Origin of the sequence: Rhizobium sp. LCM 4573, assembly GCF_001854865.1 — a bacterium.
Taxonomy (GTDB): domain Bacteria; phylum Pseudomonadota; class Alphaproteobacteria; order Rhizobiales; family Rhizobiaceae; genus Neorhizobium.
This window is the reverse complement of the sequence record NZ_MDDW01000014.1, coordinates 29,781-49,604: the sequence shown is the minus strand read 5'-3', so window position 1 is coordinate 49,604 and position 19,824 is coordinate 29,781. Positions and strand designations below refer to the sequence as shown.

At 59.9% G+C, this 19,824-nt stretch carries 24 protein-coding genes and 4 pseudogenes; 9 read left to right on the top strand and 19 right to left on the bottom strand.

Annotation, left to right across the window (positions count from 1 at the left end; genetic code table 11):
- The coding region (locus LCM4573_RS17580; RefSeq protein WP_071007689.1) for a DDE-type integrase/transposase/recombinase at positions 1-559 on the top strand (559 nt) is incomplete at its 5' end.
- Here the strand turns inward: LCM4573_RS17580 and LCM4573_RS28950 are convergent.
- From LCM4573_RS28950 to LCM4573_RS28340, 7 genes and pseudogenes are all read right to left on the bottom strand, one after another.
- Positions 551-1,243, bottom strand: a pseudogene (locus LCM4573_RS28950) (lysozyme). The gene LCM4573_RS17580 and the pseudogene LCM4573_RS28950 overlap by 9 nt on opposite strands.
- A gap of 846 nt (positions 1,244-2,089) precedes the next feature.
- Positions 2,090-4,306, bottom strand: a pseudogene (gene ligD / locus LCM4573_RS17570) (DNA ligase D); the annotation flags it as partial.
- 97 nt (positions 4,307-4,403) lie between these two features.
- A complete protein-coding gene (locus LCM4573_RS28345; RefSeq protein ID WP_198539750.1) occupies positions 4,404-4,571 on the bottom strand; it encodes a hypothetical protein in 168 nt (55 codons plus the stop codon).
- Between the two features lie 227 nt (positions 4,572-4,798).
- Complete coding sequence (locus LCM4573_RS17565) at positions 4,799-5,374, bottom strand: alpha-ketoglutarate-dependent dioxygenase AlkB (RefSeq protein WP_071007684.1); 576 nt, start codon at positions 5,372-5,374, stop codon at positions 4,799-4,801.
- Between the two features lie 15 nt (positions 5,375-5,389).
- Complete coding sequence (locus LCM4573_RS17560) at positions 5,390-5,584, bottom strand: hypothetical protein (protein ID WP_071007688.1); 195 nt, start codon at positions 5,582-5,584, stop codon at positions 5,390-5,392.
- Positions 5,585-5,612: 28 nt separating this feature from the next.
- Positions 5,613-5,849, bottom strand: coding sequence for a 30S ribosomal protein S21 (gene rpsU / locus LCM4573_RS17555; RefSeq protein ID WP_071007683.1), 237 nt, complete (start codon positions 5,847-5,849; stop codon positions 5,613-5,615).
- 25 nt (positions 5,850-5,874) lie between these two features.
- A complete protein-coding gene (locus tag LCM4573_RS28340; RefSeq protein ID WP_198539749.1) occupies positions 5,875-6,027 on the bottom strand; it encodes a hypothetical protein in 153 nt (50 codons plus the stop codon).
- A 383-nt stretch (positions 6,028-6,410) separates the two neighbouring features.
- Between LCM4573_RS28340 and LCM4573_RS27940 the strand changes: the two genes are divergently transcribed.
- Positions 6,411-6,707 carry a hypothetical protein gene (locus LCM4573_RS27940; RefSeq protein ID WP_131818974.1) on the top strand — a complete coding sequence of 99 codons (297 nt, stop codon included), beginning with the start codon at positions 6,411-6,413 and terminating at the stop codon, positions 6,705-6,707.
- Positions 6,708-6,710: 3 nt separating this feature from the next.
- On the opposite strand, the gene LCM4573_RS17545 is transcribed toward LCM4573_RS27940, so the two are convergent.
- The 4 genes from LCM4573_RS17545 to LCM4573_RS27760 all read right to left on the bottom strand — a co-directional run bounded on the left by LCM4573_RS17545 (position 6,711) and on the right by LCM4573_RS27760 (position 8,363).
- Positions 6,711-7,019 carry a DUF982 domain-containing protein gene (locus tag LCM4573_RS17545; RefSeq protein WP_071007681.1) on the bottom strand — a complete coding sequence of 103 codons (309 nt, stop codon included), beginning with the start codon at positions 7,017-7,019 and terminating at the stop codon, positions 6,711-6,713.
- 66 nt (positions 7,020-7,085) lie between these two features.
- Complete coding sequence (locus LCM4573_RS17540) at positions 7,086-7,655, bottom strand: DUF4334 domain-containing protein (protein ID WP_071007687.1); 570 nt, start codon at positions 7,653-7,655, stop codon at positions 7,086-7,088.
- A gap of 14 nt (positions 7,656-7,669) precedes the next feature.
- Positions 7,670-7,852, bottom strand: coding sequence for a hypothetical protein (locus tag LCM4573_RS17535; protein WP_071007680.1), 183 nt, complete (start codon positions 7,850-7,852; stop codon positions 7,670-7,672).
- A gap of 94 nt (positions 7,853-7,946) precedes the next feature.
- On the bottom strand, positions 7,947-8,363 hold the full coding sequence (locus LCM4573_RS27760) for an SOS response-associated peptidase family protein (RefSeq protein WP_407071750.1): 417 nt from the start codon (positions 8,361-8,363) through the stop codon (positions 7,947-7,949).
- Here LCM4573_RS27760 and LCM4573_RS17525 point away from each other — a divergent pair.
- Positions 8,262-8,640, top strand: a pseudogene (locus tag LCM4573_RS17525) (SOS response-associated peptidase family protein); the annotation flags it as partial. The gene LCM4573_RS27760 and the pseudogene LCM4573_RS17525 overlap by 102 nt on opposite strands.
- 123 nt (positions 8,641-8,763) lie before the next feature.
- Entirely contained in the window at positions 8,764-9,762 is a 999-nt protein-coding gene (locus LCM4573_RS17520; RefSeq protein ID WP_071007678.1) for an alpha/beta hydrolase, read from the top strand.
- Positions 9,763-9,766: 4 nt separating this feature from the next.
- On the opposite strand, the gene LCM4573_RS17515 is transcribed toward LCM4573_RS17520, so the two are convergent.
- Positions 9,767-10,303, bottom strand: a complete 537-nt coding sequence (locus tag LCM4573_RS17515; RefSeq protein WP_071007677.1) for a metallophosphoesterase family protein — start codon at positions 10,301-10,303, stop codon at positions 9,767-9,769.
- 426 nt (positions 10,304-10,729) lie between these two features.
- Here LCM4573_RS17515 and LCM4573_RS17510 point away from each other — a divergent pair, with 426 nt between their 5' ends.
- The 4 genes from LCM4573_RS17510 to LCM4573_RS17495 all read left to right on the top strand — a co-directional run bounded on the left by LCM4573_RS17510 (position 10,730) and on the right by LCM4573_RS17495 (position 13,863).
- Positions 10,730-11,260: a DUF4142 domain-containing protein gene (locus tag LCM4573_RS17510; protein ID WP_071007676.1), complete on the top strand. Its 531-nt coding sequence runs from the start codon at positions 10,730-10,732 to the stop codon at positions 11,258-11,260.
- 132 nt (positions 11,261-11,392) lie between these two features.
- A complete protein-coding gene (locus tag LCM4573_RS17505) occupies positions 11,393-12,184 on the top strand; it encodes a DUF2243 domain-containing protein (RefSeq protein ID WP_071007675.1) in 792 nt (263 codons plus the stop codon).
- A 126-nt stretch (positions 12,185-12,310) separates the two neighbouring features.
- Positions 12,311-12,667: a hypothetical protein gene (locus LCM4573_RS17500; RefSeq protein ID WP_071007674.1), complete on the top strand. Its 357-nt coding sequence runs from the start codon at positions 12,311-12,313 to the stop codon at positions 12,665-12,667.
- Positions 12,668-12,687: 20 nt separating this feature from the next.
- Positions 12,688-13,863, top strand: a complete 1,176-nt coding sequence (locus tag LCM4573_RS17495) for a zinc-dependent alcohol dehydrogenase (protein ID WP_071007673.1) — start codon at positions 12,688-12,690, stop codon at positions 13,861-13,863.
- Between the two features lie 113 nt (positions 13,864-13,976).
- Here LCM4573_RS17495 and LCM4573_RS17490 read toward each other — a convergent pair whose 3' ends face one another.
- The 3 genes from LCM4573_RS17490 to LCM4573_RS28120 all read right to left on the bottom strand — a co-directional run bounded on the left by LCM4573_RS17490 (position 13,977) and on the right by LCM4573_RS28120 (position 16,029).
- On the bottom strand, positions 13,977-14,540 hold the full coding sequence (locus LCM4573_RS17490) for an NADH-quinone oxidoreductase subunit B family protein (protein WP_071007672.1): 564 nt from the start codon (positions 14,538-14,540) through the stop codon (positions 13,977-13,979).
- Positions 14,541-14,742: 202 nt separating this feature from the next.
- Positions 14,743-15,570 (bottom strand): manganese catalase family protein, encoded by an 828-nt coding sequence (locus tag LCM4573_RS17485; protein WP_071007671.1) that lies wholly within the window; start codon positions 15,568-15,570, stop codon positions 14,743-14,745.
- A 180-nt stretch (positions 15,571-15,750) separates the two neighbouring features.
- Positions 15,751-16,029, bottom strand: coding sequence for a helix-turn-helix domain-containing protein (locus LCM4573_RS28120; protein WP_157895520.1), 279 nt, complete (start codon positions 16,027-16,029; stop codon positions 15,751-15,753).
- A 475-nt stretch (positions 16,030-16,504) separates the two neighbouring features.
- Between LCM4573_RS28120 and LCM4573_RS28945 the strand changes: the two genes are divergently transcribed.
- Positions 16,505-16,723 carry a DUF982 domain-containing protein gene (locus tag LCM4573_RS28945; RefSeq protein ID WP_083347505.1) on the top strand — a complete coding sequence of 73 codons (219 nt, stop codon included), beginning with the start codon at positions 16,505-16,507 and terminating at the stop codon, positions 16,721-16,723.
- Between the two features lie 51 nt (positions 16,724-16,774).
- On the opposite strand, the pseudogene LCM4573_RS28655 reads toward LCM4573_RS28945, so the two are convergent.
- The 4 genes and pseudogenes from LCM4573_RS28655 to LCM4573_RS17460 form a co-directional block, all read right to left on the bottom strand.
- A pseudogene (locus tag LCM4573_RS28655) lies at positions 16,775-16,928 on the bottom strand (histidine kinase); the annotation flags it as partial.
- Positions 16,929-16,980: 52 nt separating this feature from the next.
- Positions 16,981-17,682, bottom strand: coding sequence for an IS6 family transposase (locus LCM4573_RS17470; protein ID WP_071007668.1), 702 nt, complete (start codon positions 17,680-17,682; stop codon positions 16,981-16,983).
- A 365-nt stretch (positions 17,683-18,047) separates the two neighbouring features.
- Complete coding sequence (locus LCM4573_RS17465; protein WP_071007667.1) at positions 18,048-18,515, bottom strand: DUF2269 domain-containing protein; 468 nt, start codon at positions 18,513-18,515, stop codon at positions 18,048-18,050.
- On the bottom strand, positions 18,515-19,801 hold the full coding sequence (locus LCM4573_RS17460) for an SDR family oxidoreductase (protein WP_071007666.1): 1,287 nt from the start codon (positions 19,799-19,801) through the stop codon (positions 18,515-18,517). Before LCM4573_RS17460 ends, LCM4573_RS17465 begins: the two co-directional genes overlap by 1 nt.
- Between the last annotated feature and the right edge of the window lie 23 nt (positions 19,802-19,824).

Genomic DNA, 19,824 nt, shown 5'->3' with positions numbered 1-19,824 from the left:
ACACACAGCAGTGCGCAAGGGTCGCCTCCACGACGGTAAGGTCATGGTCATGCGCTCGAACCTGCGCTGGTGCTCGGATGGCCTGGAGTTCACCTGCTGGAACGGTGAGATTATCCGGCTCGCCTTCATTATCGACGCCTTCGACCGTGAGATCATCGCCTGGGCGGCTGTCGCTAATGCCGGAATATCCGGCTCCGATGTCCGTGACATGATGCTGGAGGCTGTTGAGAAGCGCTTCGGCGTAGCCCGAGCGCCGCATGCCATCGAGCATTTGTCTGATAACGGTTCGCCTTATACCGCGCGGGAAACTCGGCTGTTCGCCCAGGCTCTTAATCTGACGCCATGCTTCACACCCGTCGCCAGTCCACAGTCAAACGGCATGTCCGAAGCCTTCGTCAAAACCCTGAAGCGGGACTATGTCCGCATCTCAACCCTTCCGGACGCGGAAACTGCGCTCCGGCAGATCGATGGATGGATCGAGGACTATAATGAAATCCATCCCCATTCCGCTCTGAAAATGGCTTCCCCTCGCCAGTTCATCAGGGCTATCTCAACCTAAGCCGACTGTCCGGTGAAACGGGGAGCACTCCACCTTCCGGTAAACGCCATAGATCGTCAGAGCCACGATGATCGCGGCGATGGCGATCCGGGTCCAATCGCCGCTCGAAAGCTCGTCCTGTTGGCCGCTGACCACATCGACAATCTCGGGAATAGCAGGACCGATCGTTGYGCCGGCACCAGCCGCACCGGTACCGCCGACCACTGCAACATCGGTCGCAGGAGCCTTCGTCTTTGCCTCAACGGTATTGCTCGAGACGAACTCACCCTTTGCCCAAAGACCGGCTTCGGCGGCACGGCGATTGACGAGCCCCTTCACCTTCTTGCCACCGGCATGAACCCACTTCATCAGCTCGACCGGAACGGCGTCATAGTCGCCCTTGTTGAGCTTCTTCAGCAGCGTGGACTTGTCGAGCTTGCTGGTGTTGAAATCGAAGAAGACCAGGACCGCAAACTGGTTGTCGGTCAGAGGCACCTTCACGAAGCGTTCGACGCGCTCCTCGAACTTCCGGAGATCCGCCATGAGAGTCTTCTTCATGCCTTCCCTCACCACCGGGGCCCTGGCGGCGGAGGTGTGGCCGTACCCGATCGTCAGAATGCCGGCTACGTCTCGATAGGCGCGGGTCTTGAGGCCTTCCTACTGCTTGATGTGCGAAAGCCCCGCCGCGTTGATGCGTCGTGTCATGATGATTTTCTCCGATGTTGAAGGGAACGTTGAACAGGATGCGGTGTTAGAGTGACATCGCACCCCACATCACTCGCTATGGTGCGCCGCTGCGAAGCTCGTCTCCTGGAACAGGCATGGTCGCAGCTAGAGGCCTGGGGAGGAGCAGTCGCCAGGCCTCTTTCATTTGATATTTACCTGATCCAGAGGAACAGATTGCTTGGAAGCAATTGCCGTTCTACGGCAGGTCTTGCCGTGAAAGCCCCCCCGACCCGCTGCGGTAGAGAGGTCAGGGAGGGAGATCGCAGCCCGACCGGGCCTCTCCTTTTACCCCTCAATTCCTAGGGATATCTCCGACATGGCGGCGTGTAGAATTGGCTCGCCGCGAAGAGTTTCCCACTCCCTAGCGGCGGGGCTCGACATAGGACCGTGATCTATGTCGGGCCTCTTTGTCTCCCACTTGGAACTTGCCCCGAGACGGCGAGTTTGGCTGTTGTCGCGGTCTCCCTGGATCGTGTCTCCTCCGCGGCGGTAGGACCGGTGGTAGTGGCATGTCGCCGGTCCTATGTCCTACTCCCAAAGGAGTAGGAACCGTTGCCACCGCCCTTTGTTTGAGAAGGTCGCGGCTAAGCTGCCATCGACCTCCACCGCGACCGCAGGACCGGCAGGTGTCCAAACTTGCCGGTCCTAAGCTTGTTTTGATGGCTCGTTCCCATCGATTTTGAAGGATTGTCACAGTTACATTTTTAAACGAGCATGTTGTTGCCGCACCCCAATGCCAACCCGTGCGGCATGAGAGGCCCGAATCCTGCTTGGCAGCCTGGTCGGGTCTCTTTCTATTTTGGCAAGCGCGAGCGCAGAACCGTCGCAGAAGCTGATCAGGCCGAGTTCATCCAGCCGGTCGCGCATCTCGCGCGCCGCCGCGACGACCGTCGAGAACGGCACGTCGGGACCCGGAACGAGATCGAAGACCAGGCGGCCGGGAACCTCCGGCTGCCCGGGCTCGCAATTCCAAGGATGTAGCTCAAGGGCGGCGATCTGGGCGACGGCCGCCAATCCCTCGATGCGGTCGATCTGCAGATACGGCTTCTTGTCGCCGAATACCTTCACCAATTCGAGCAGGTTCGATTGCCCCGGCATGGCATGGCGCTGGAAGAACTGCTCGCCGGCAATCCCGTCCGGCGCCCGGATGATGGAGCACGGCCTTCCCTTTATATGATCGATTATCCAGGAACCCACAGCCTCGTAGTAGCGGGCGAGCTCCTCCTTGGTGACGGGCTCGCCATCATTGGCATCGGGCCAGAGCGGCTTGTCCGGGCTGGAGATCAGCACGCCCATCACGTCGACCTTGGCGCCTTTGCGTCGGACAGGTCCTGCAGCCCGTGGGCGAGCCGCCGGCTCCGGCACGCCGGCCTTCGTCGGCTTCGCCGGCCGCTCCGCCTCGACTTCCTTCGCCGGTTTGTCCTGGCGCAGTCCCTTGAACGCGGCCTGACGAACGAGCCCGTCCGCCGTCCAGCCTGCGAACTCGATTTCCGCGACCAGCTCCGGCTTCAGCCAGGTGACCTCCGGCGTCTTCTTGGGCGCGCCGATTCCGGTGAACGGCGACTTCGTCGTCTCCAGTGCCTTCAGCTTCGGCAGCAGAGCCTTCACCTTGCTGGCGCCGTAGCCGGTCCCGACGCGGCCGACATAGACGAAATGATCGCCGCGGAAGACGCCCACGAGCAGCGAGCGGAATTTGCCATTGGTCGTGGCATAGGCGCCGATCACCACTTCATGGCCGGCGCGGCATTTCGATTTCGCCCAGGCCTCGGTACGCCCCGACTGATAAGGCGCATCCGCCTGCTTTGAGACGATCCCTTCCAGCGATAGCTTGCAGGCAGAACGAAGAACAGCATCGCCGCCGGTCTCGAAATGCTCGACATAGCGGATGCGCGGATCACTGCCGGCTTCGGCAAGCAGCGCCTGCAGCCTCGCCTTTCGCTCGACGAGCGGCATGGAACGCAGATCCTCACCGCCGTCGTAAAGAAGATCGAAGGCGAAGTAGACGAGATCGCCCGTCTTGCCCTCCGACAACGCTGCCTGCAGGGCCGCGAAATCCGGTGCGCCGTTCTCGTCGAGGGCGCAGATTTCGCCGTCGATGATGCAATCCGGCAGCGCGGAGGCAGCATCGGCGATCTCCAGATATTTGGCGGTCCAGTCGAGGCCCTTTCGGGTCTTCAGCGTCGCCTCGCCATTGAGCACGCGCATCTGGATGCGGTATCCGTCGAACTTGATTTCGTGGATCCAGCCGGCGCCGGCCGGCGGCCGCTCCAGCGTCTCGCAAAGCTGCGGCGGAATGAAATCCGGGAGGTCGACAGACGTGACGGTATCCGGTTCGTCGTCATTGCGAGCGGCGGCCTTCCGCTCGGCGGCGGCAAGACCGTGGTTACTGTCCCAGACCGCGTCGGCCTGGACATCGCCACCTTCGACCATGAACGGCTTGGGCTTCCGCCCCTTGCCGGTCGCGATTATCTCCATCGTGCGGCCAGAGGCGACCGAGGTTACGTTCTCTTCCAGGATCGCTGCGCCGTTGTCCTCGACGGAGAATTCGTCGTGATGCTTGATCAGCAGCCAATTGGTTCGCTTGCTGCGCTCGCGATCATTGCGCATCCGCACAAGCACGAAGCTGCCATGCAGGCGTTTCCCGTCGAGCGTGAACTTCAAATCGCCTTTCGCGAGAGCCTGTTCCGGACTCTTTTTGCCTTCAGGCTCCCAATAGCCCCGGTCCCAGAGCATCACCGTTCCGCCACCATATTGCCCTTTCGGGATCGTGCCCTCGAAATCGCCATAGTCGAGCGGATGGTCCTCGACTTCGACGGCAAGTCGTTTGTCGTGCGGGTCGAGCGACGGTCCCTTGGTCACCGCCCAGCTCTTGAAGACGCCGTCGAGCTCAAGGCGCAGATCGTAATGCAGGCGGGTGGCGTCATGTTTCTGGATGACGAAACGCCGGCGGTTGCTCGAGGCAATCTTCGTCTCGCCGCTCGGCTCCGCCGTCTTTTCAAAATCGCGTTTCGATCTGTAGGTGGATAACTTGTCGCTCGCCATCTGGGTGCCAGGTTGCCTTGAATTCTATGCTTAAGGGAGAGTCCTTCCGATCATTCCGAGCCGGTCCTTGACGCATCTTCCTGCTGCCTGACCTCTTTCAGCAGCTTTTCGCGCGGATCGTCGGAAAGTTTCTTCTTGCTTCGATTTTCGCGTCATCGATATCGACGGGCCGCCCGCTGTCATCGGGGAAGCCTTCCGYCGTCTGTCCAATCGAGGTGTCTTTCGGTCGGTCATTCAGACCTTGGGTGAGCTTTTTGTCTGCCATATCGAGGTCTCCTTTTTCTGAAAACTCCTGGGCAGCCCTTTTGTGCCGACCTGCAGGCGGAATGATAGGCGGGCGGGGCAACAATGGATGGAGACGCAGAGGAAAGCTTGCGTCTGCCGCAACCGGCCCCTTTCCGGGCTGTCGGAGATACGATCTGGTTCTGCTCTTTCTCGTCAAAAAGACGGTGTGAGAAACATGGAGGCGCCTGCGCTTCTCCGCCGACATCGTCAGCCGATTTCGCGGAACGTTACCGAATAGCGAAGCTGATCGACCGGCGGAATGGAATGCTCCCATTCGCTGCGCGCAGGCCCCGAGAGCAAGTAGACAGAGCCGGGTTCAGCAATCACCGAGGCGCGCTGCCATTTGTCGCCCGCACGGCGCCTCAGCCTGAAGGTGCATGGCGACAGTAACGAGATGCCGACAACCCTTCCGAAGACCTTCTTGTCCTTATGCCAGCCGATTGGTGCGCCTGGCGCATATTCGGTGACGAGAGCCTGCTGCAGTTGGTCTGGCGCGATGCCGGCAAAGGCTGCGGCGACGGATCGTACCGGCAGCAGGAACGACGGGATGTCGTCGATGCGACTGACCTTCTCGGTGTCAAAGTCGTACTTCCAGCCGTGGGAGATCACCCGACGCTTGCCTTCGAAGCCGTGGAAGTCGAACGGTTTCAGCGGCAGTTGCGGTATTTCATGCAGGAGGTCCGTTTGGACGTCTTCGGGAACGATATCGGGTTGGTAGCGGAAGCCCGGCGGCAGAGCCGGTTCCGCTTTCCCAAATAGATCTGCTTGCGCTGAGAAACCCATGGGCAATTCTCCGCCTCAGTGAACGCTCGGGATTTTAACGACCGCGGCAAAATCCTCTGCCACGAGTTCGCTGATCGCGATCAGCACCTCCTGGGCCGAAAAACCGGAGGCGATCGTCGTGCGAATTAGATCTTGCAGGTCTGGCTCGATGACATCGCGGCAATCTTCAAGCCGCTCGTCCGAAACCGTAATGCTGTGCAGTTCTTCCATCATGTGCCCTTTCAAATTATGCCGGCAGCTACCGCGCCGATGCCCTGCGATTGGTGGCGGGCAGAAGCCCTTCCCGCTGCATCTTCTTGCGGGTGGCCTTGCGCTGGCGGGCAATCGCCTGAGCCCTTTCGCGAACCCGACGGTCGGAAGGTTTCTCATAGGCCTGGCGGGCTCTCATCTCGCGAAACAGGCCCTCACGCTGCATCTTTTTCTTGAGCGCGCGCATGGCCTGTTCGACATTGTTGTCTCTGACGATGACCTGCATCTTGTTCTCCTTGTTCTTTTGTGGCTCAGCCCAGTTGCTCGGCGATGATGGCTTTGAGGTCCGCGCGGGTGAGCAGGCAGGGATATGGTTTGTGGTTCTTGTCCGGACGGTCGGTAACTTCGCCGCGCTCGCGCGGCTTCGGCGCCGCCGGCGTGGCGGCATGATGTGCTTTGCTCAATTGAAATCCTTCGCAAACACAGCGGGATGGCGCGGAAACGCGCCAGATCATGAACGTTCGAGACGTCGGCGTGGCTGTGTGAATATTTGAGTGATGTCTGAAAGATAAGAAGCGGGTGGGAGCATTACAAGGCGACCCGCCGCCAACAGGAACGTCGAACAATGGAAAAGGGCGCTCAACCCACGAGGGGAGCGCCCTTTTCTTCTCACCCGAACAGCCTCGAACGCCGGCGAGCAACGCCAGGCAGGAGGCCATCGATACGGGAGGTGCAGCGTAAATATGGGGCGCCGACCGCGATTTCAAGTGGACGTTCTGAGGCGATGCGTATGCAGTTACGAAGGTCAATCGCGGATCGTGTGATCGCCCGCGCTCGAAGACGCGGAATGCCGATCGATGACGATGCGGAGTATATGGCCCTCGTCGAGCAGTGGGTTGAAGGCGAGATTGAAATTGGGGAGATGCGTCAGCGCTACATCGACCTCCTTGCTCGCCGAGCCGCCGAACGAAAAGCACGACGGGAAGACCCCGCCTTTGCCGAAAGCTATCAATTTGCTGCGGCGCCAAGCCCTCTGGCGGATGCCAGCAACCGCACGACATCTACCGCCGACGATGAAGCAGCTGCTGTTTCGGGCGATGTTGCCGGAGGCCCGCCTCCAGAAAAGGCGAGCCCAAAAGCTTAGCGTCTATATGGAGGCCGCCCGCGCGGCTCGCAGCGTCTGCGGCTTCGGCGCGGCCTTCCAGGGCGCCATGACCGGCATCCCGGCTTCGAGGCAGGCGGCCATGAACGCCTCCCGCGCAATGACGGCCGGTACAATGCCATTCAGCGCGCCGCGGCAGGTTTTTATCGCGCGCTCGTGACGCTCGCCGTGCCGCAGAGGCCATTCGTTTTCCAGGAAATCAAGAGCATCATAGACGCCTGTGAAGGTGCGCTCCAGGCCACACTGCAGCCGGATCGTCACCGGACGCGTCCATGGAACATCGTTGAGCGGCATTTTCTTCCTCCTTCCAATGCCACCGGTCTTCTCCTCGGGGTGATATTGTAAGAGCAAGCAGACGCTTCAAGAGACGGTTTGCCGCGATCCTGCTCGCGCCGGCGGGGGTGAGGCTTGTCGGAGAAGAAAGAAAAAGACACGCTCGTCGCCCTCAACGACCATGGCGCCGATGACCGTGTGGTCATCGATCCGGCGGAAGTGATCTATGATCGGCTGGCGATCATAGATCATTGCTGTGCTGGTTTTGCCGCGGAACGATAACGGTTGAAGCGAGGCGACGGGCGCGCTAGCCCGCAGGACCTTCTGCAGATAGGTGAACCAGTTCCGCGCGATCCGGGTGCGGCCCAAGCGGCTCAACCGCAACGCCAGCCCGAGCGGGATCCGCGCCGGGTCGATGGCTACTAGCCGCCGCGGCCCCGCCTGAAACAGCAGCGCATCGGCTCGAAGGCCGGGATGGACGCGCTTGCCGTACCAGCCGAGGTTTTCAAGCACACCATCAAGAGGATGCCCGGTCGCGATGCCATGGCCTTGCCAGAGACCGATCATCTCATCGGGCATCACAGGCTGCAGTTCATCGAAGAAGCGCAGTGCCTCGTTCTGGGAGGCAAAGGCCGTCGGCGGCGGCTGAGAGCGCATATCGCCAGCTTCGTTCACCCCGCGCCTCCGACCGGCGTGATGACCTTGCCGCTTCCCTGGCAATCGGGGCATCTATTCCCGTCGACCTTGCCCGTTCCCTTGCATCGCCGGCAGGTATTCTCGGCGGCGAAGGGCGTATCTTCGGGTACAGCATCGGTGTTTTTCTCTTCATGAGCCTGATGGGTGGGGTCGGTCATCTTGCGCTCCGATCTACGAACATTGGTCAAGTCCAACAGTGCGTGGAAGGCGATGTTCCAGTTCTGACCAGCAGAGAACGACACGCCGAGAAACCTAAAATGCAAACGCTGCTTGCACGCGGCCGTCCGAGTGAGATGAGACCCTGAAACTTCCTGGCGGCAATGGCTGAAGGATTTCCGCTGCCGCGCGGGTCAGATCAAGCCATTCCATCCGCTGTTCACGCCGAAGCACGGCCATCTGCCGATCATGGAAAGGCGCGACATCGTCATTCGCGGTGGTCGTGAGGATCGCATAGGATTCCGGCCAATTGCGCGTCGCCGGTCGCCAAATCCCCGCAAAATAGAACCAGTCGCCGTCCGCAAGCGAAAAGCTGTAGTTCTTGCCGCGGCTCCTGTGGCGGAACACCGAGGCTGGCACGAGCGGCCGGTCTATAACTTTCATTCCGAAGGCCGCGAGTTCGAGTCGAACCGCTGTTTGATCGTCGCAGACGGGTTCTACGAATTCACCGATCCGAAGGACCCGAATAAAAAGCGGAAGGACAAGTGGCTTTTCAGAAAAGCCGACGAACCGATATTCTGCATCGCGGGTATTTGGCGCGAGACGGACGTCGGCGAGGCCTTCACTATGCTCACGATGGAGCGCGGACCCGACATCGCACCTTATCACGATCGTCAGATCGTCATTCTCGAACGTAGCGCCTGGGCCGACTGGCTTAATCCGGAAATATCAGCCAAGGCGCTGATCAAGCCGCTAGCTGCAGGAACGCTGCGTCGAACAAGTCGGTTGATACCGAAAGCCCGCTCGCAGGGCCGAGGAACCTGGGCGCCGATGCTGCGTTCGGCCATCTGAAAACATCTGGATGCCGATGTGGCGAGGTCGCCGTGCGCACCACTCATCATAGATCTGGTTCATGAGTTCCGGCACCGAATGCGAAACGTTCTGGCTGCAGGAGGATCTGGCCGGCGCCCGCCGACTGAACCGGATCCTGAGCTTKCTGCCGCGATATCGAACCGATCGCCGCTGGAACGCGCGGCTGCTGCAAGGCATAATCGAAAGCAGCCAACGGTGCATTCCTGACATCGCAGTCCTGCGTGGGCAGGCGAGCGTCCGCAGGATCGATACCGAAGCCGGTCCGATCAACATCCGGTTCACGGCTCCCCCACAACAACAAGCCTGCGGCCTCTACATCCATTTCCATGGCGGTGCATGGGTTATTGGAAACGCACGCCTTGAGGACCGATTGGCATGGCGGATCGCTCGAGACTGTGGAGTTCTTGTCGCTGCCATCGATTTCGAGAATGCACGTGACGACCGTCTTGATCGAACCGTTCTCCAGTGCGTTCGCGCAACGGAATGGCTTGTCGATCATCTTGGCGATTTCGGCGTCGAGCGCGCGGTGATCGGCGGGGAGTCCTCGGGTGCCCATCTCGGATGTGAGGGTCTCCTTCACTTGCGATCAGCGGGGAAGATCGGCCAAGTTTCCGGGTTTTATTCGATGTGCGGCGGTTTCAACCTGGACGGCTCACAAAGCCTGCACAACGCGTCTCCTGACAGCCTTGTCATCGACGCGCCGGCGGCAGTTGCGAACCTGCAGCGGCTGACGCCATCGCTTTCCAATGGCTTGAGCCACGGACCGATACATGCTGATCTCAGCGGCCTTCCGCCATCACTGTTCATCGCAGGATCGCTTGATCCCATCGTGGACGACAGTATCGAAATGAGCGCCAGATGGGCGCAACGGAACGGGAATTCGCGGTGCATCCTCGTCCCCGAGGCGCCGCATGGCTTCAACAGGTTCCCGACTTCTTTGGCTACGAAGGCCAACCGGTTCGGCCGTGATTGGATCAACAATGTCCTGTCGCAGCGAAAGGCCGAACAGGCTGGAGATGCTGGCGCCAAGCCCATGTAAGGCGTCATCGGACGATTGGGGCTGAATCGCCGCCATCGTCCGATCGGCTCTGCCTCGATGAGGTAAGCAACGTCTGGAGAGAGACGGGTCTCAGGCCGCGTGCATCGACGCCGACGTCGAACTGCCGGGGCATCGGTTTAAGCCTGCCGTGAGAATGGCCGTGCAGGTTGATCGACTTCTTGCCCATCTTGTTCCAAGTGCGGAATGGGTAATGACAAAGGACAAGCAGGCGGCCGTCAAGAAGGATCTCGGCGTAATGCTGCACGCTTGCCCAGCCCGCCGCGGTCGCAGTCGTCACGGGGTCGTTGTTGCCGATGACCAGATGCTTGCGCCCGTTCAGCCTCGACAGGAGCTGGTCGCAATCGCCTCCTCGCGCGGACATGAAGTCCCCCAGATGCCAGACCTCGTCCCCTTCGTCGACGATCGCATTCCAGTTCCGGATCAAAGCGGCGTCGTGGTCCACCATGTCGGGAAACCGCCGGCGGTCTATCCGCAGGACGCGCGGATCGGCAAAATGGGTGTCGCTGATGAAGTATATCATAGGCTTCCGATGTTACTCCCAGCCCCAATCAAATGACCTGTGTGAAGGGCGTCGGCGCAGGGAGACTACTCCGGACCCCACGTCCTGGCAGCGCTTTCGGATCTCTTCCCTGGCGATATGGCGCCAGCAGCTGATCTGGAAAGCGCCTTTCGATTTCTTCCTCGACCGATACGGTCCGTGACAGGGCCTCCTCGCGTTCCGCGCCTTCGCTCGCAGCTCCAGATCGATCATGGCTGAAAAAGCCTCGTCCTATGTCATCGCCTCAAGTCGGGCAGCAAGATCCGCGACGGGCACTTGGATCAAATCTGTCATGAAACCTCCCGAACTCCCAAAGCCATAAGTCCTGGTGCCGGCTCGAAGTTCCTCCTTGCCGGGAACCATAGCACGCGCCGGAGGTTTGCCCTTGGTCCAACAGAGGAGGTCGTCATGAGAGCATTTATCTACGCATCCATCATCCTTGCTACTGCAGGCTCCGCCGCTTTCGCGCAATCCGCCGCGGAAAAGTCCGGCGTCAACTCGGTCATGGGCGTCGCACCCAAGACGCAGGATTTCGTCACGGAAGCGACGAGCAGCGACATGTTCGAGATCGAGTCCAGCAAGCTGGCGGTCGAACGTTCGGACGACAAAACGAAGACCTTCGCACAGCAGATGCTGACGGATCATCAGAAGACGTCGGATGAACTGAAGGGGCTTGTTACCGGCGGCAAGGTTCAGGCGACTATTCCGACGGCGATGTCCTCCGCTCATCAGAGCATGCTGGACGATCTAAAGAAGCTGCAGGGCGACGACTTCACCAAGCAATACCATTCGGACCAGGAAAACGTCCACGAAGATGCGGTCGATCTCTTCAAGCGCTATGGCGAAGAGGGCGAGAACGCGGAACTGAAGGCGTGGGCGGCCAAGACCCGCCCGGCTCTGGAACATCACCTCCAGATGGCCGAGGATCTCAATGAGTAGCGAACCCGACCGGGATGAGGACGCGATGCTCGCCGCAGCCACGGCGGGCATTTAAAGATAGCAGGTTCCTTCATCGGATCTCAGTTCGCCTCGCGAAGCGATACAATCGGCAAGTATTGCGGGAGAAGGATTTTGGCTGACGCAATCGCAAATCCAGGACGGACATTCTCCAGGCGCTTTGAGCTGGCAGGATTTGCACTTGGCTTTGGTTTGGGCGGCTTCTTCGACGGCATTCTGTTGCATCAGATATTGCAGTGGCACCATCTGTTGAGCGGGATTGAGGAAGCGCGCCAGGATATCCGCGTCCTCATCCTGACAGACGGTCTCTTCCACATCCTGATGTACGCCATTACCGGCGTCGGCCTCTGGCTGCTGGTCTGCACGCGGGGAGAGTTCGCCGGCGTCGGCGCTGATCGTCGGCTGCTTGCGAATGCGATCTTCGGCTTCGGCATCTGGCACATCCTCGACGCCGTTCTGTCACACTGGATCCTCGGCATTCACCGCATCCGCATGGACGTTGACAACCCGCTGCTCTGGGATTTGCTGTGGTTCGCCGTTTTCGGGCTCGCCCCTCTGGCGATCGGCTGGATCATGCGTCGAGGTGACCCGGCGCCCAGACGGTGGATGGGTGGTTCACCTCTTTGCCTTGTGCTGGCGGTGATGGTTGCGGGGCCGCTTGCCGCACTGCCTGCTCCGAAAGAGACCACGGTCATGGTGCTGTTCCGGCCGGGTACAACCCCGGCCGAAGCTTATGCCGCGGTTCAAGCCGTCGATGGACGAATGGTTTGGGTCGATCAATCCGAGCAGCTCTGGGCGATCGATCTTTCGAATGGCGGGCGGGGGAGTGACCTTTATCGCCATGGCGCGTTGCTGGTCGGCAATTCGATCATCCCCGCCGGCTGTCTCAGCTGGATCAGGACATGATCCGCGCCGGCCATTCCAAAAGACGGCGCGACAGCGCAAAACTTCGTTGTAGCTGGAGGACACAGGCGGAACAAATGGTTGCCTCTGCTGTTTGGCGGTCCACATTACCGATTATCAGGAGCACCCGTGCGTTTCATTCCCACTCTGGCACATGGAATAGCCGACTACGTCGTCGGTTTGCTCGTGATTGCTCTTCCGTTTCTCCTGGGTCTCGATGGTGCCGTCCAAGCCACCATAGTTGTCTTCGGGGCGGTCGTTCTCCTCTACAGCGCGATCACCGACTATGAGCTGGGTCTCGTCCGTTTCCTGAGGATTCGGTTCCATCTGTTGCTCGATGCTCTCTTCGGCATCGTAATGCTGGTCCTGCCGACCACCTTCGGTATCCCGGCCGACGTCCGTTGGCCATTCTACGTGCTTGGTGTGCTGGCTCTGATGCTGACCATCACCACCAAAGTCAGGGCCGAAGGCACCGCCGCTTCCTGATCAATCGAGAGGAGACACTGATGAAAGCTTTGTGCTGGCACGGCAAGGGAGACATCCGTTGCGACAGCRTCCCGGATCCCGAGATCGAGGACGGCCGCGACGTCATCATCAAGATGACGTCCTGCGCGATATGTGGTTCCGACCTTCATCTCATGGACGGATATATTCCCTTCATGGAAAAGGGTGATGTCCTCGGGCACGAATTCATGGGTGAGGTCGTGGAAGTCGGCCGCGACAACAAGAAGCTCAAGGTTGGCGACCGCGTCGTAGTTCCCTTCACGATCTGCTGCGGCGAATGCCAGCAATGCCTCAAGGGCAACTGGTCAGTCTGCGAACGCACCAACCGAAACGCAGATAATGCGACCAAAGCGTTCGGTTATCCAACGGCGGGCCTCTTTGGCTATTCGCATCTCACCGGCGCCTATGCCGGCGGCCAGGCGGAATATGTTCGCGTGCCCTATGCCGATGTCTCGCCGATCGTTGTTCCAAACGGCATGACGGATGAACAGGCGCTTTTCCTTGGCGATATTWTCCCGACCGGCTGGATGGCGGCGACCAATTGCGAAATCGAGCCGACCGATATCATTGCCATCTGGGGCTGCGGCCCGGTTGGGCAATTCTGCATCAAGAGCGCGCTGATGCAGGGTGCGGCCCGCGTCATCGCGATCGACAACGTGCCGGAGCGGCTGGCGCTGGCGCAACAGGCCGGCGCCGAAACCATCAACTTCGACGAGGTCGATGGAACGATTCCGGATCGCATCAAGGAGATGACCGGCGGCCACGGCGCTGACAAATGCATCGATGCCGTCGGCGCGGAATCCCATGCCACTGCCTCTTTCGATGCCGTGGTCGACAAGGTCAAGGCGGYGGCCCTGCTTGGAACCGACCGGCCGCATGTTTTGAGAACCGCCATCATGGCCTGCCGGCCCGGCGGGATCGTATCGGTGCCGGGTGTCTATGGTGGCTTCCTGGACAAGATCCCTTTCGGCGCAGCGATGAACAAAGGGCTGACGATCCGTACCGGGCAAACCCATGTGAACCGTTACGCGCTCGACCTGTTGCGGCGGATCGAAGACGGGGAGATTGACCCGAGCTTCATCATCACCCACCGGGCAAAGCTGGAAGATGGTCCTGCCCTCTACGAGACTTTCCGCGACAAGAAGGACAACTGCATCAAGGTTGTGCTCACCCCTTGAGATGAAAGCGCAGCCCACGATCACCGACCGCCCGCCCCATGGTATCCTTGCCCACGGCCAACCCGTGGAGGACCGGCTTCGCTGCCAAGGCCGTCCAGAGATACGAGCGAGTCTTACCGCTCTATCGTACCCGTGCGCCTGATCTTCCGCTGCAAGAGAAGTATTCCGTAGAGAAGCGCTTCCGCCGTCGGCGGGCAGCCTGGAACATATACGTCCACGGGAACGACCCGATCACAGCCGCGAACGACGGAATAAGAGTAGTGATAGTAGCCCCCGCCGTTTGCACAGGAGCCCATCGAGATCACGTAACGCGGCTCGGGCATCTGATCGTAGACCTTGCGCAATGCAGGCGCCATCTTATTGCACAAGGTGCCGGCGACGATCATCAGGTCCGACTGCCTTGGGCTTCCCCGTGGAGCGACCCCGAACCGTTCGACATCATACCTGGGCATCGACATCTGCATCATTTCGATCGCACAGCATGCGAGGCCGAACGTCATCCACATCAACGACCCGGTTCTTGCCCAGGTGATGAGCTCGTCGGTGCTCGTGACAAGGAAGCCCTTGTCGGCGAGCTCCGCGTTGATCATTCCCATGGTGGGATCATTGCGCCGTTCTTCACCAGGAAATTGGAAGTTGGCTGGATCGGGTTGCGCGTTGTTGAAGCCGCCTGACATCTCGATCTCCGTCCGAAAAAGCTTCGAACAAGCAGACACGGTCATAGTTCTTGGAGGGATGAAGTGGTCAAACCCGCAGCTGCGTCAGATCAGCGGCCAGATGAGGCGCAATGGCAACCATCCCAATCTCGGGGCGGAGGCACCGGCCAATCTTCTCCCAAGAAGAACAGGAGGCCGGCGGGCAGTCGGCCTCCTGCCTGCGTTAGAGCTGCTCCGCCTGCGCGCCGCTGTTGGGTTTTGCAGGGCCAAGCACGGGCTTCTGTCCCAGCGCTTCCGTCATCGGCACGGGCTTGAACTCGCCCTTGCCATCCACGGATGTCCCTTGCGACCAGCGGCCAGCAACGGGATCACTGCCATCGGCCTGGAAGCCAAGGAAGGCATAGCTGAACTCCTGCTTTTCCTGCTCCTGCGGAAAGCTGTTCGGGATCGGGAAGGCACCTGCCGTTCCACCCAGTTCTTCCAGCGCCGCCAGCCACTGGTTTTGGTGCATGGTGTCGCGGGCGATCAGGAAGGACAGCATGTCCTTCATGCCTGCATCGTTCGTCATGTTATAGAGGCGTACGGCCAGCACCCGCCCCGTCGATTCCGCTGCGACATTGGCAGTCATGTCGGCGGYGATGTTGCCGCTCGCATAGATATGCGACATGTCAAAGGGCACGCCATCGGAATCGACTGGCATTGCCGACAACCCGGCTGAAAGCAGGTTCTTCATGTTGAGGCCGCCAAGCACCGCGCCGCCAACCGGATCGGCCGCGACCTCTTCCCGTATGCTGAGTGGGGCGCCCTCAAGGTTGAGCGCCACGGCCGTCGCCAGCATTTCGATGTGCCCCAGTTCCTCGGCGGCCGTGTTGATCAACAGGTCGCGGAACTTCGGATTGCCGCGGGCACCGCAGGCCTGGAAGAAATACTGCATGGCGACCCTGATCTCGCCTTCGACCCCGCCGATTGCCTGCTGCAATGCTCTTGCAAACAATGGATCAGGGGCCTCGACGCGAACCGGGTATTGCAACTTGCCGTCAGTGTAGAACATGGAAAGCCTCCTTCTGGATGGGAAGCCGCAAGAACAACTGATGGCTTTCGAAGTTCCAGGCGTCGCAATTTTAACCGTCCCGATCCGGGCGGCCGGATCGCGATCACCGCCTGCTCGACACCGCGAATCGAACGTTGCTAAACGGATCCTCAGCGAAGATCGCTTGCCTCTCCAAGTCGTTCACTGTTTGCATGCTCTGTTGGCCTCGATGACTTTAATCGCGCTGATGGCCGTCGACTGGTCTCGCCCGCCGAAGGCTCTTCCAACGTCGAAGAACGATAAGCCGAACTTCTCACGGACCTCCCACATCAGAAGCCGGYGGACTTCAACGACTGCTTTCAACGATGAACGACCGATGACTTCACGGTAAGGGATGCCGATCTGAACACATCTTTGCTTGATGTAGCTCACCTCCGGCCGCACCATCTTGTTGGCCAGATGGAATTGATACGCCTTCACATGAGCGTCGAAAGCGATGTTTGCGGTCYGCCAAACAGGAGGACGGCTCGTAATTTCCGTTTGAGCCGTGCCTCTCTTGGCACGTCGAGCGGCCGCTGCGTACTTAATTTGGCGGGTTCGATGGGCTTGCCTGAGCTGTGCTTGATATGGGGTCAATTTAGGGAGTGGGCCTGTCATCATGCGCCTAATAATTATCGTCTCCGAGAGCGCTTGGCTCGATCGGGAAGAGGAAGATGGTCTTTGATGAGGGCGTGCGGGGCTGTGAGCCGAAAAAGGCTCCCGCGATTCCTCAGTGTGGTGACGATCCAGCCGCGGGGGACTCTGTTGGTCCCGCAATCGTTGTCCAAAAGATGAGGATTTTCATATCATATTTCAAGGACAGTGACCCTGCTGCGCCGCCGATTAAATTTTGCGCCGATTGCAACTTTCTTTGGCACCAGTCGTTATTGGCGCCGGTGCAGGAGGCACTCCCAAAATGAACATGACCGTAAGATCCAGCGGGACCCGCTGGCTCACCCCTGTGTACGTGCGTATCGGGTATGGAATGCCGGAAGGTATCCGTAATTCTAAGGAAGCTCTTAACTATCTTCTCTTTCGCTGGCCGGCGATTAACGGGCCAGCCTACGAAAGAGCAAGAAGCCTTTGTACCACCATGCGAGTGTTCTACCATGCCGCGGCTTCAATTTACGACTGACACGTCACGGGGCTTCAACCACGTCAACCAGGCGGCACCTATCTTACCGCCTGCGGCCCGCTTACGCTCCGATACATCGCCGGCGATCTTGGAGGCACCGATGAGGCGRCCTTCGCAATCCCTGATCGGAAATATCGCGAGCGAAATTCCGACGACGGACGGTCTCGAAGTGGGCGACCCGCTCCCCCGCCCGGATGCGCGCGAGGGCGATGTCACGTTATCGAGGTCAGAACGCGATGAGACTTGCCGCTCTACTGTCAGTTGCCGATTGCCACGCCGTTCCATTCCGCCATGGCCTGCAGGCGGTGGCCACGAATGCCGAGAGCAGAGCGTTGTGAGCAGGACGGGACGAAAAGGTGGCGGGTGGCGGAGAAGATCGAGACAAAACGCTGCAGGCTTCCCGGCGACCGGAAGCCCTGCATTGCTCGCTCCCGTTTTCGCAGCGGCACATGGGAACTCTCCGCACGGTTGTTGAGGCCCTTGTGCGAACGGTGCTCTACCTGCGGCATCACCTGACGCTTTGCCGCTCCGTAGGAGCGCAACTTGTCGGTGATCATGCGCTTTGGTGCAACGCCCTGCTTCTTCAACAGGCGTGTCAACAATCGCCTGGCGGCCTTGGCGTTGCGACGGCGCTGGACGATTTCGTCGAGCACATAGCTGTCCTGATCGACGGCGCGCCACAGCCAATGCCTCTCGCCGGCGATCATGATGGCCATTTCATCAAGGTACCAGATGTCATCGCCGCTTGGCTGCTTGCGCCGCAGGCGGCGAGCATAGTCCGGCCCAAACTTCTTGCCCCAGCGACGGATCATTTCATAGGAGACCGCGACGCCGCGCTCCAGCAGCATTTCCTCGACGTGCCGCAGGCTCAGCGGAAACCGATAGTACAGCCACACCGCGTGGGCGATGATCTGCGGCGGAAAGCGATGATGTTTGTAGCTGATGGGAGAAGTGCTCATGCCCACCGCCGTATCCCGCAAAAGCCTCACCGCAAGTTAACGTGACTTCGCCTCATTGAGGTCGGCGGCGGCGCATGCCATGTGATTCCCGATATTCCAGCAGCGCGCGGCCAGGTAGGTCCACCCCTCACTGATGTCCGGTCCCGCACCATGATCGCGGGATATCTGCCGAATTCGATGAACAATCTGGTTCGCTGGATCGAGGCGCCAACGGAAGTCGTTCCGGGTACCGGAATGCCTGATCTGCAATTGTCGGCTGATCAAGCACGCTGCGTGGCAGCATATTTGCACTCGAGATCGCCGAGGTAGGGCTGTGACAATGATGCGGCATTCTTCAGATGCTCGGTTGCGTCGAGTCGATACTGCTACCACACTGGTCGCGTGATCATCAGCCATACGATCGCGAGGACCGAAGCAAAGGCCGGAAACCCGAAGAAAAACCACCGCCTGAACAGATCGTGGTATCGTTTTGGGAGCGGTTCGCCGGATTGCGCGGCTGCGACAGCAAGATTCCTCATTTCGATTTGCATAAGGACGACGGGCAACCAGAAGACACCGGTCAGAATGTAGAGAAGAATAGAGATAACGATCCATCCCTCGGTCAGCGAGTACCCTACGTTCCATGCAATGGCCACACCAGTAATGGGCTGAAGGACGACTGCTGTCGCTGTAAACAGGAAATCCGCCAGGACGACGATCCTGGCAACCGGTGCGATCGTTGAGGCCTTTCCGGTGAGATGAGCGGCGAGCATGAAGAAGGCGATACCCGCACCGGTTCCCAGAAGGACGCAGGCGCCTATAATGTGGATGAACTTCAGGACGAAATACAGCATCAACGTTCCTCCAGGATCGCCAGCGCCACAAGGTGAAGGACGAGGATCGGCCAGATCTTCAGTAGCGGACCAAGCGGTTCATTCCACAGCTCCGGAAGAAGTACAGTGCCCGCCGCCGCATAGAAAAGCGAAAGCAGCACCGCGCCCCATAAACCCAAGCGACTTGTTCGGCGCAGAGCGATAGTCGCTCCGATCAGAATGTCGGCGAGTGCTCCTGCAATGACGCTTGGTGCAGCGAACATTCCAGCGTTCGCCCTGTTCATCAGCGTCATTCCTTCGTCGTAGCCAGCCGTCAGCGAGATGATACCTGTCGAGATCCAGAAAAGCGGCAGGACGACGAAGATCATGGGCTTTAGGAAGAAAAGCTTTGCGAACCACCGCTCTTGAACGCTGGCCTGCCTGGCCTGCAGCGCCTCCCGCAGCGAGCGCGGTTCGATGCCGGTTGCCGCGCGCCATGCGGCGCCGTCGCCGGTGGCGCCGCGGAGGATTTCTTGTCGTGCCGTCGTGCGCATCGCTGGGCGCCAGCCAAGGCGGCCGGCGAAATCGCCGAGGGAGAAAAGCAAGAATGCAAGGATATTCGGTACCGGTACCGGCAGCGCCGGTCTCCAGCCGAACCACTGGCGGAACAGGGCAACCACCTCATGGAACGGGAGTTGCTCGGGGCCGGCCAATTCGAGAGCCAGTCTGGAGGGCGCCTCTGGACTGAGCATTTTCAGGACAGTCGTCACCACGTCATCCAGCTGTACGACTTGCAGCAATCCTGTTTGTGGCATTACCGGCAGCACAGGCAACGCCGCCAAGCCTCTGACGAGCGCGCTTGCTCCGAACGCAGGAAACCCGAGCACCACTGACGGCCGCAAGATGACCCAGGTCAAATCCCGCGCCGCCAGTACATCATCGCCGCGAAGCTTCGTTTTGGAGAATTCCGTAGGCTGCTCTCGGTCGACCCCGATCGCCGAGAAGTGAATCACGCGCTTGACGCCCAGTTGCTCACAGGCCTGGAACAGCGCCGCGGGGCCGGCCACATGAACACCTGCTACGTGCTCGCGGTGGCTTTGCTGAAGCGCGCCCGCACAATTGATGACGGCGTCGACTCCCTCAAGCAGAGCGGTCCAGTCGGAGATATCAACGGCAGCCGAAACGTCGAGGCGTACCGTCTCCGTCACGCCGAAGGGTGCAATCCCACCTGGACGGGTCACCGCCACGACGCTGTGACCTTCGTCGACGAGGCGAGCGCAGATGGATGAACCGATCAAGCCGCTCGCGCCGGTGATAAGGATTTTCATAGGCAGCAACCTCTCGTCTGCAC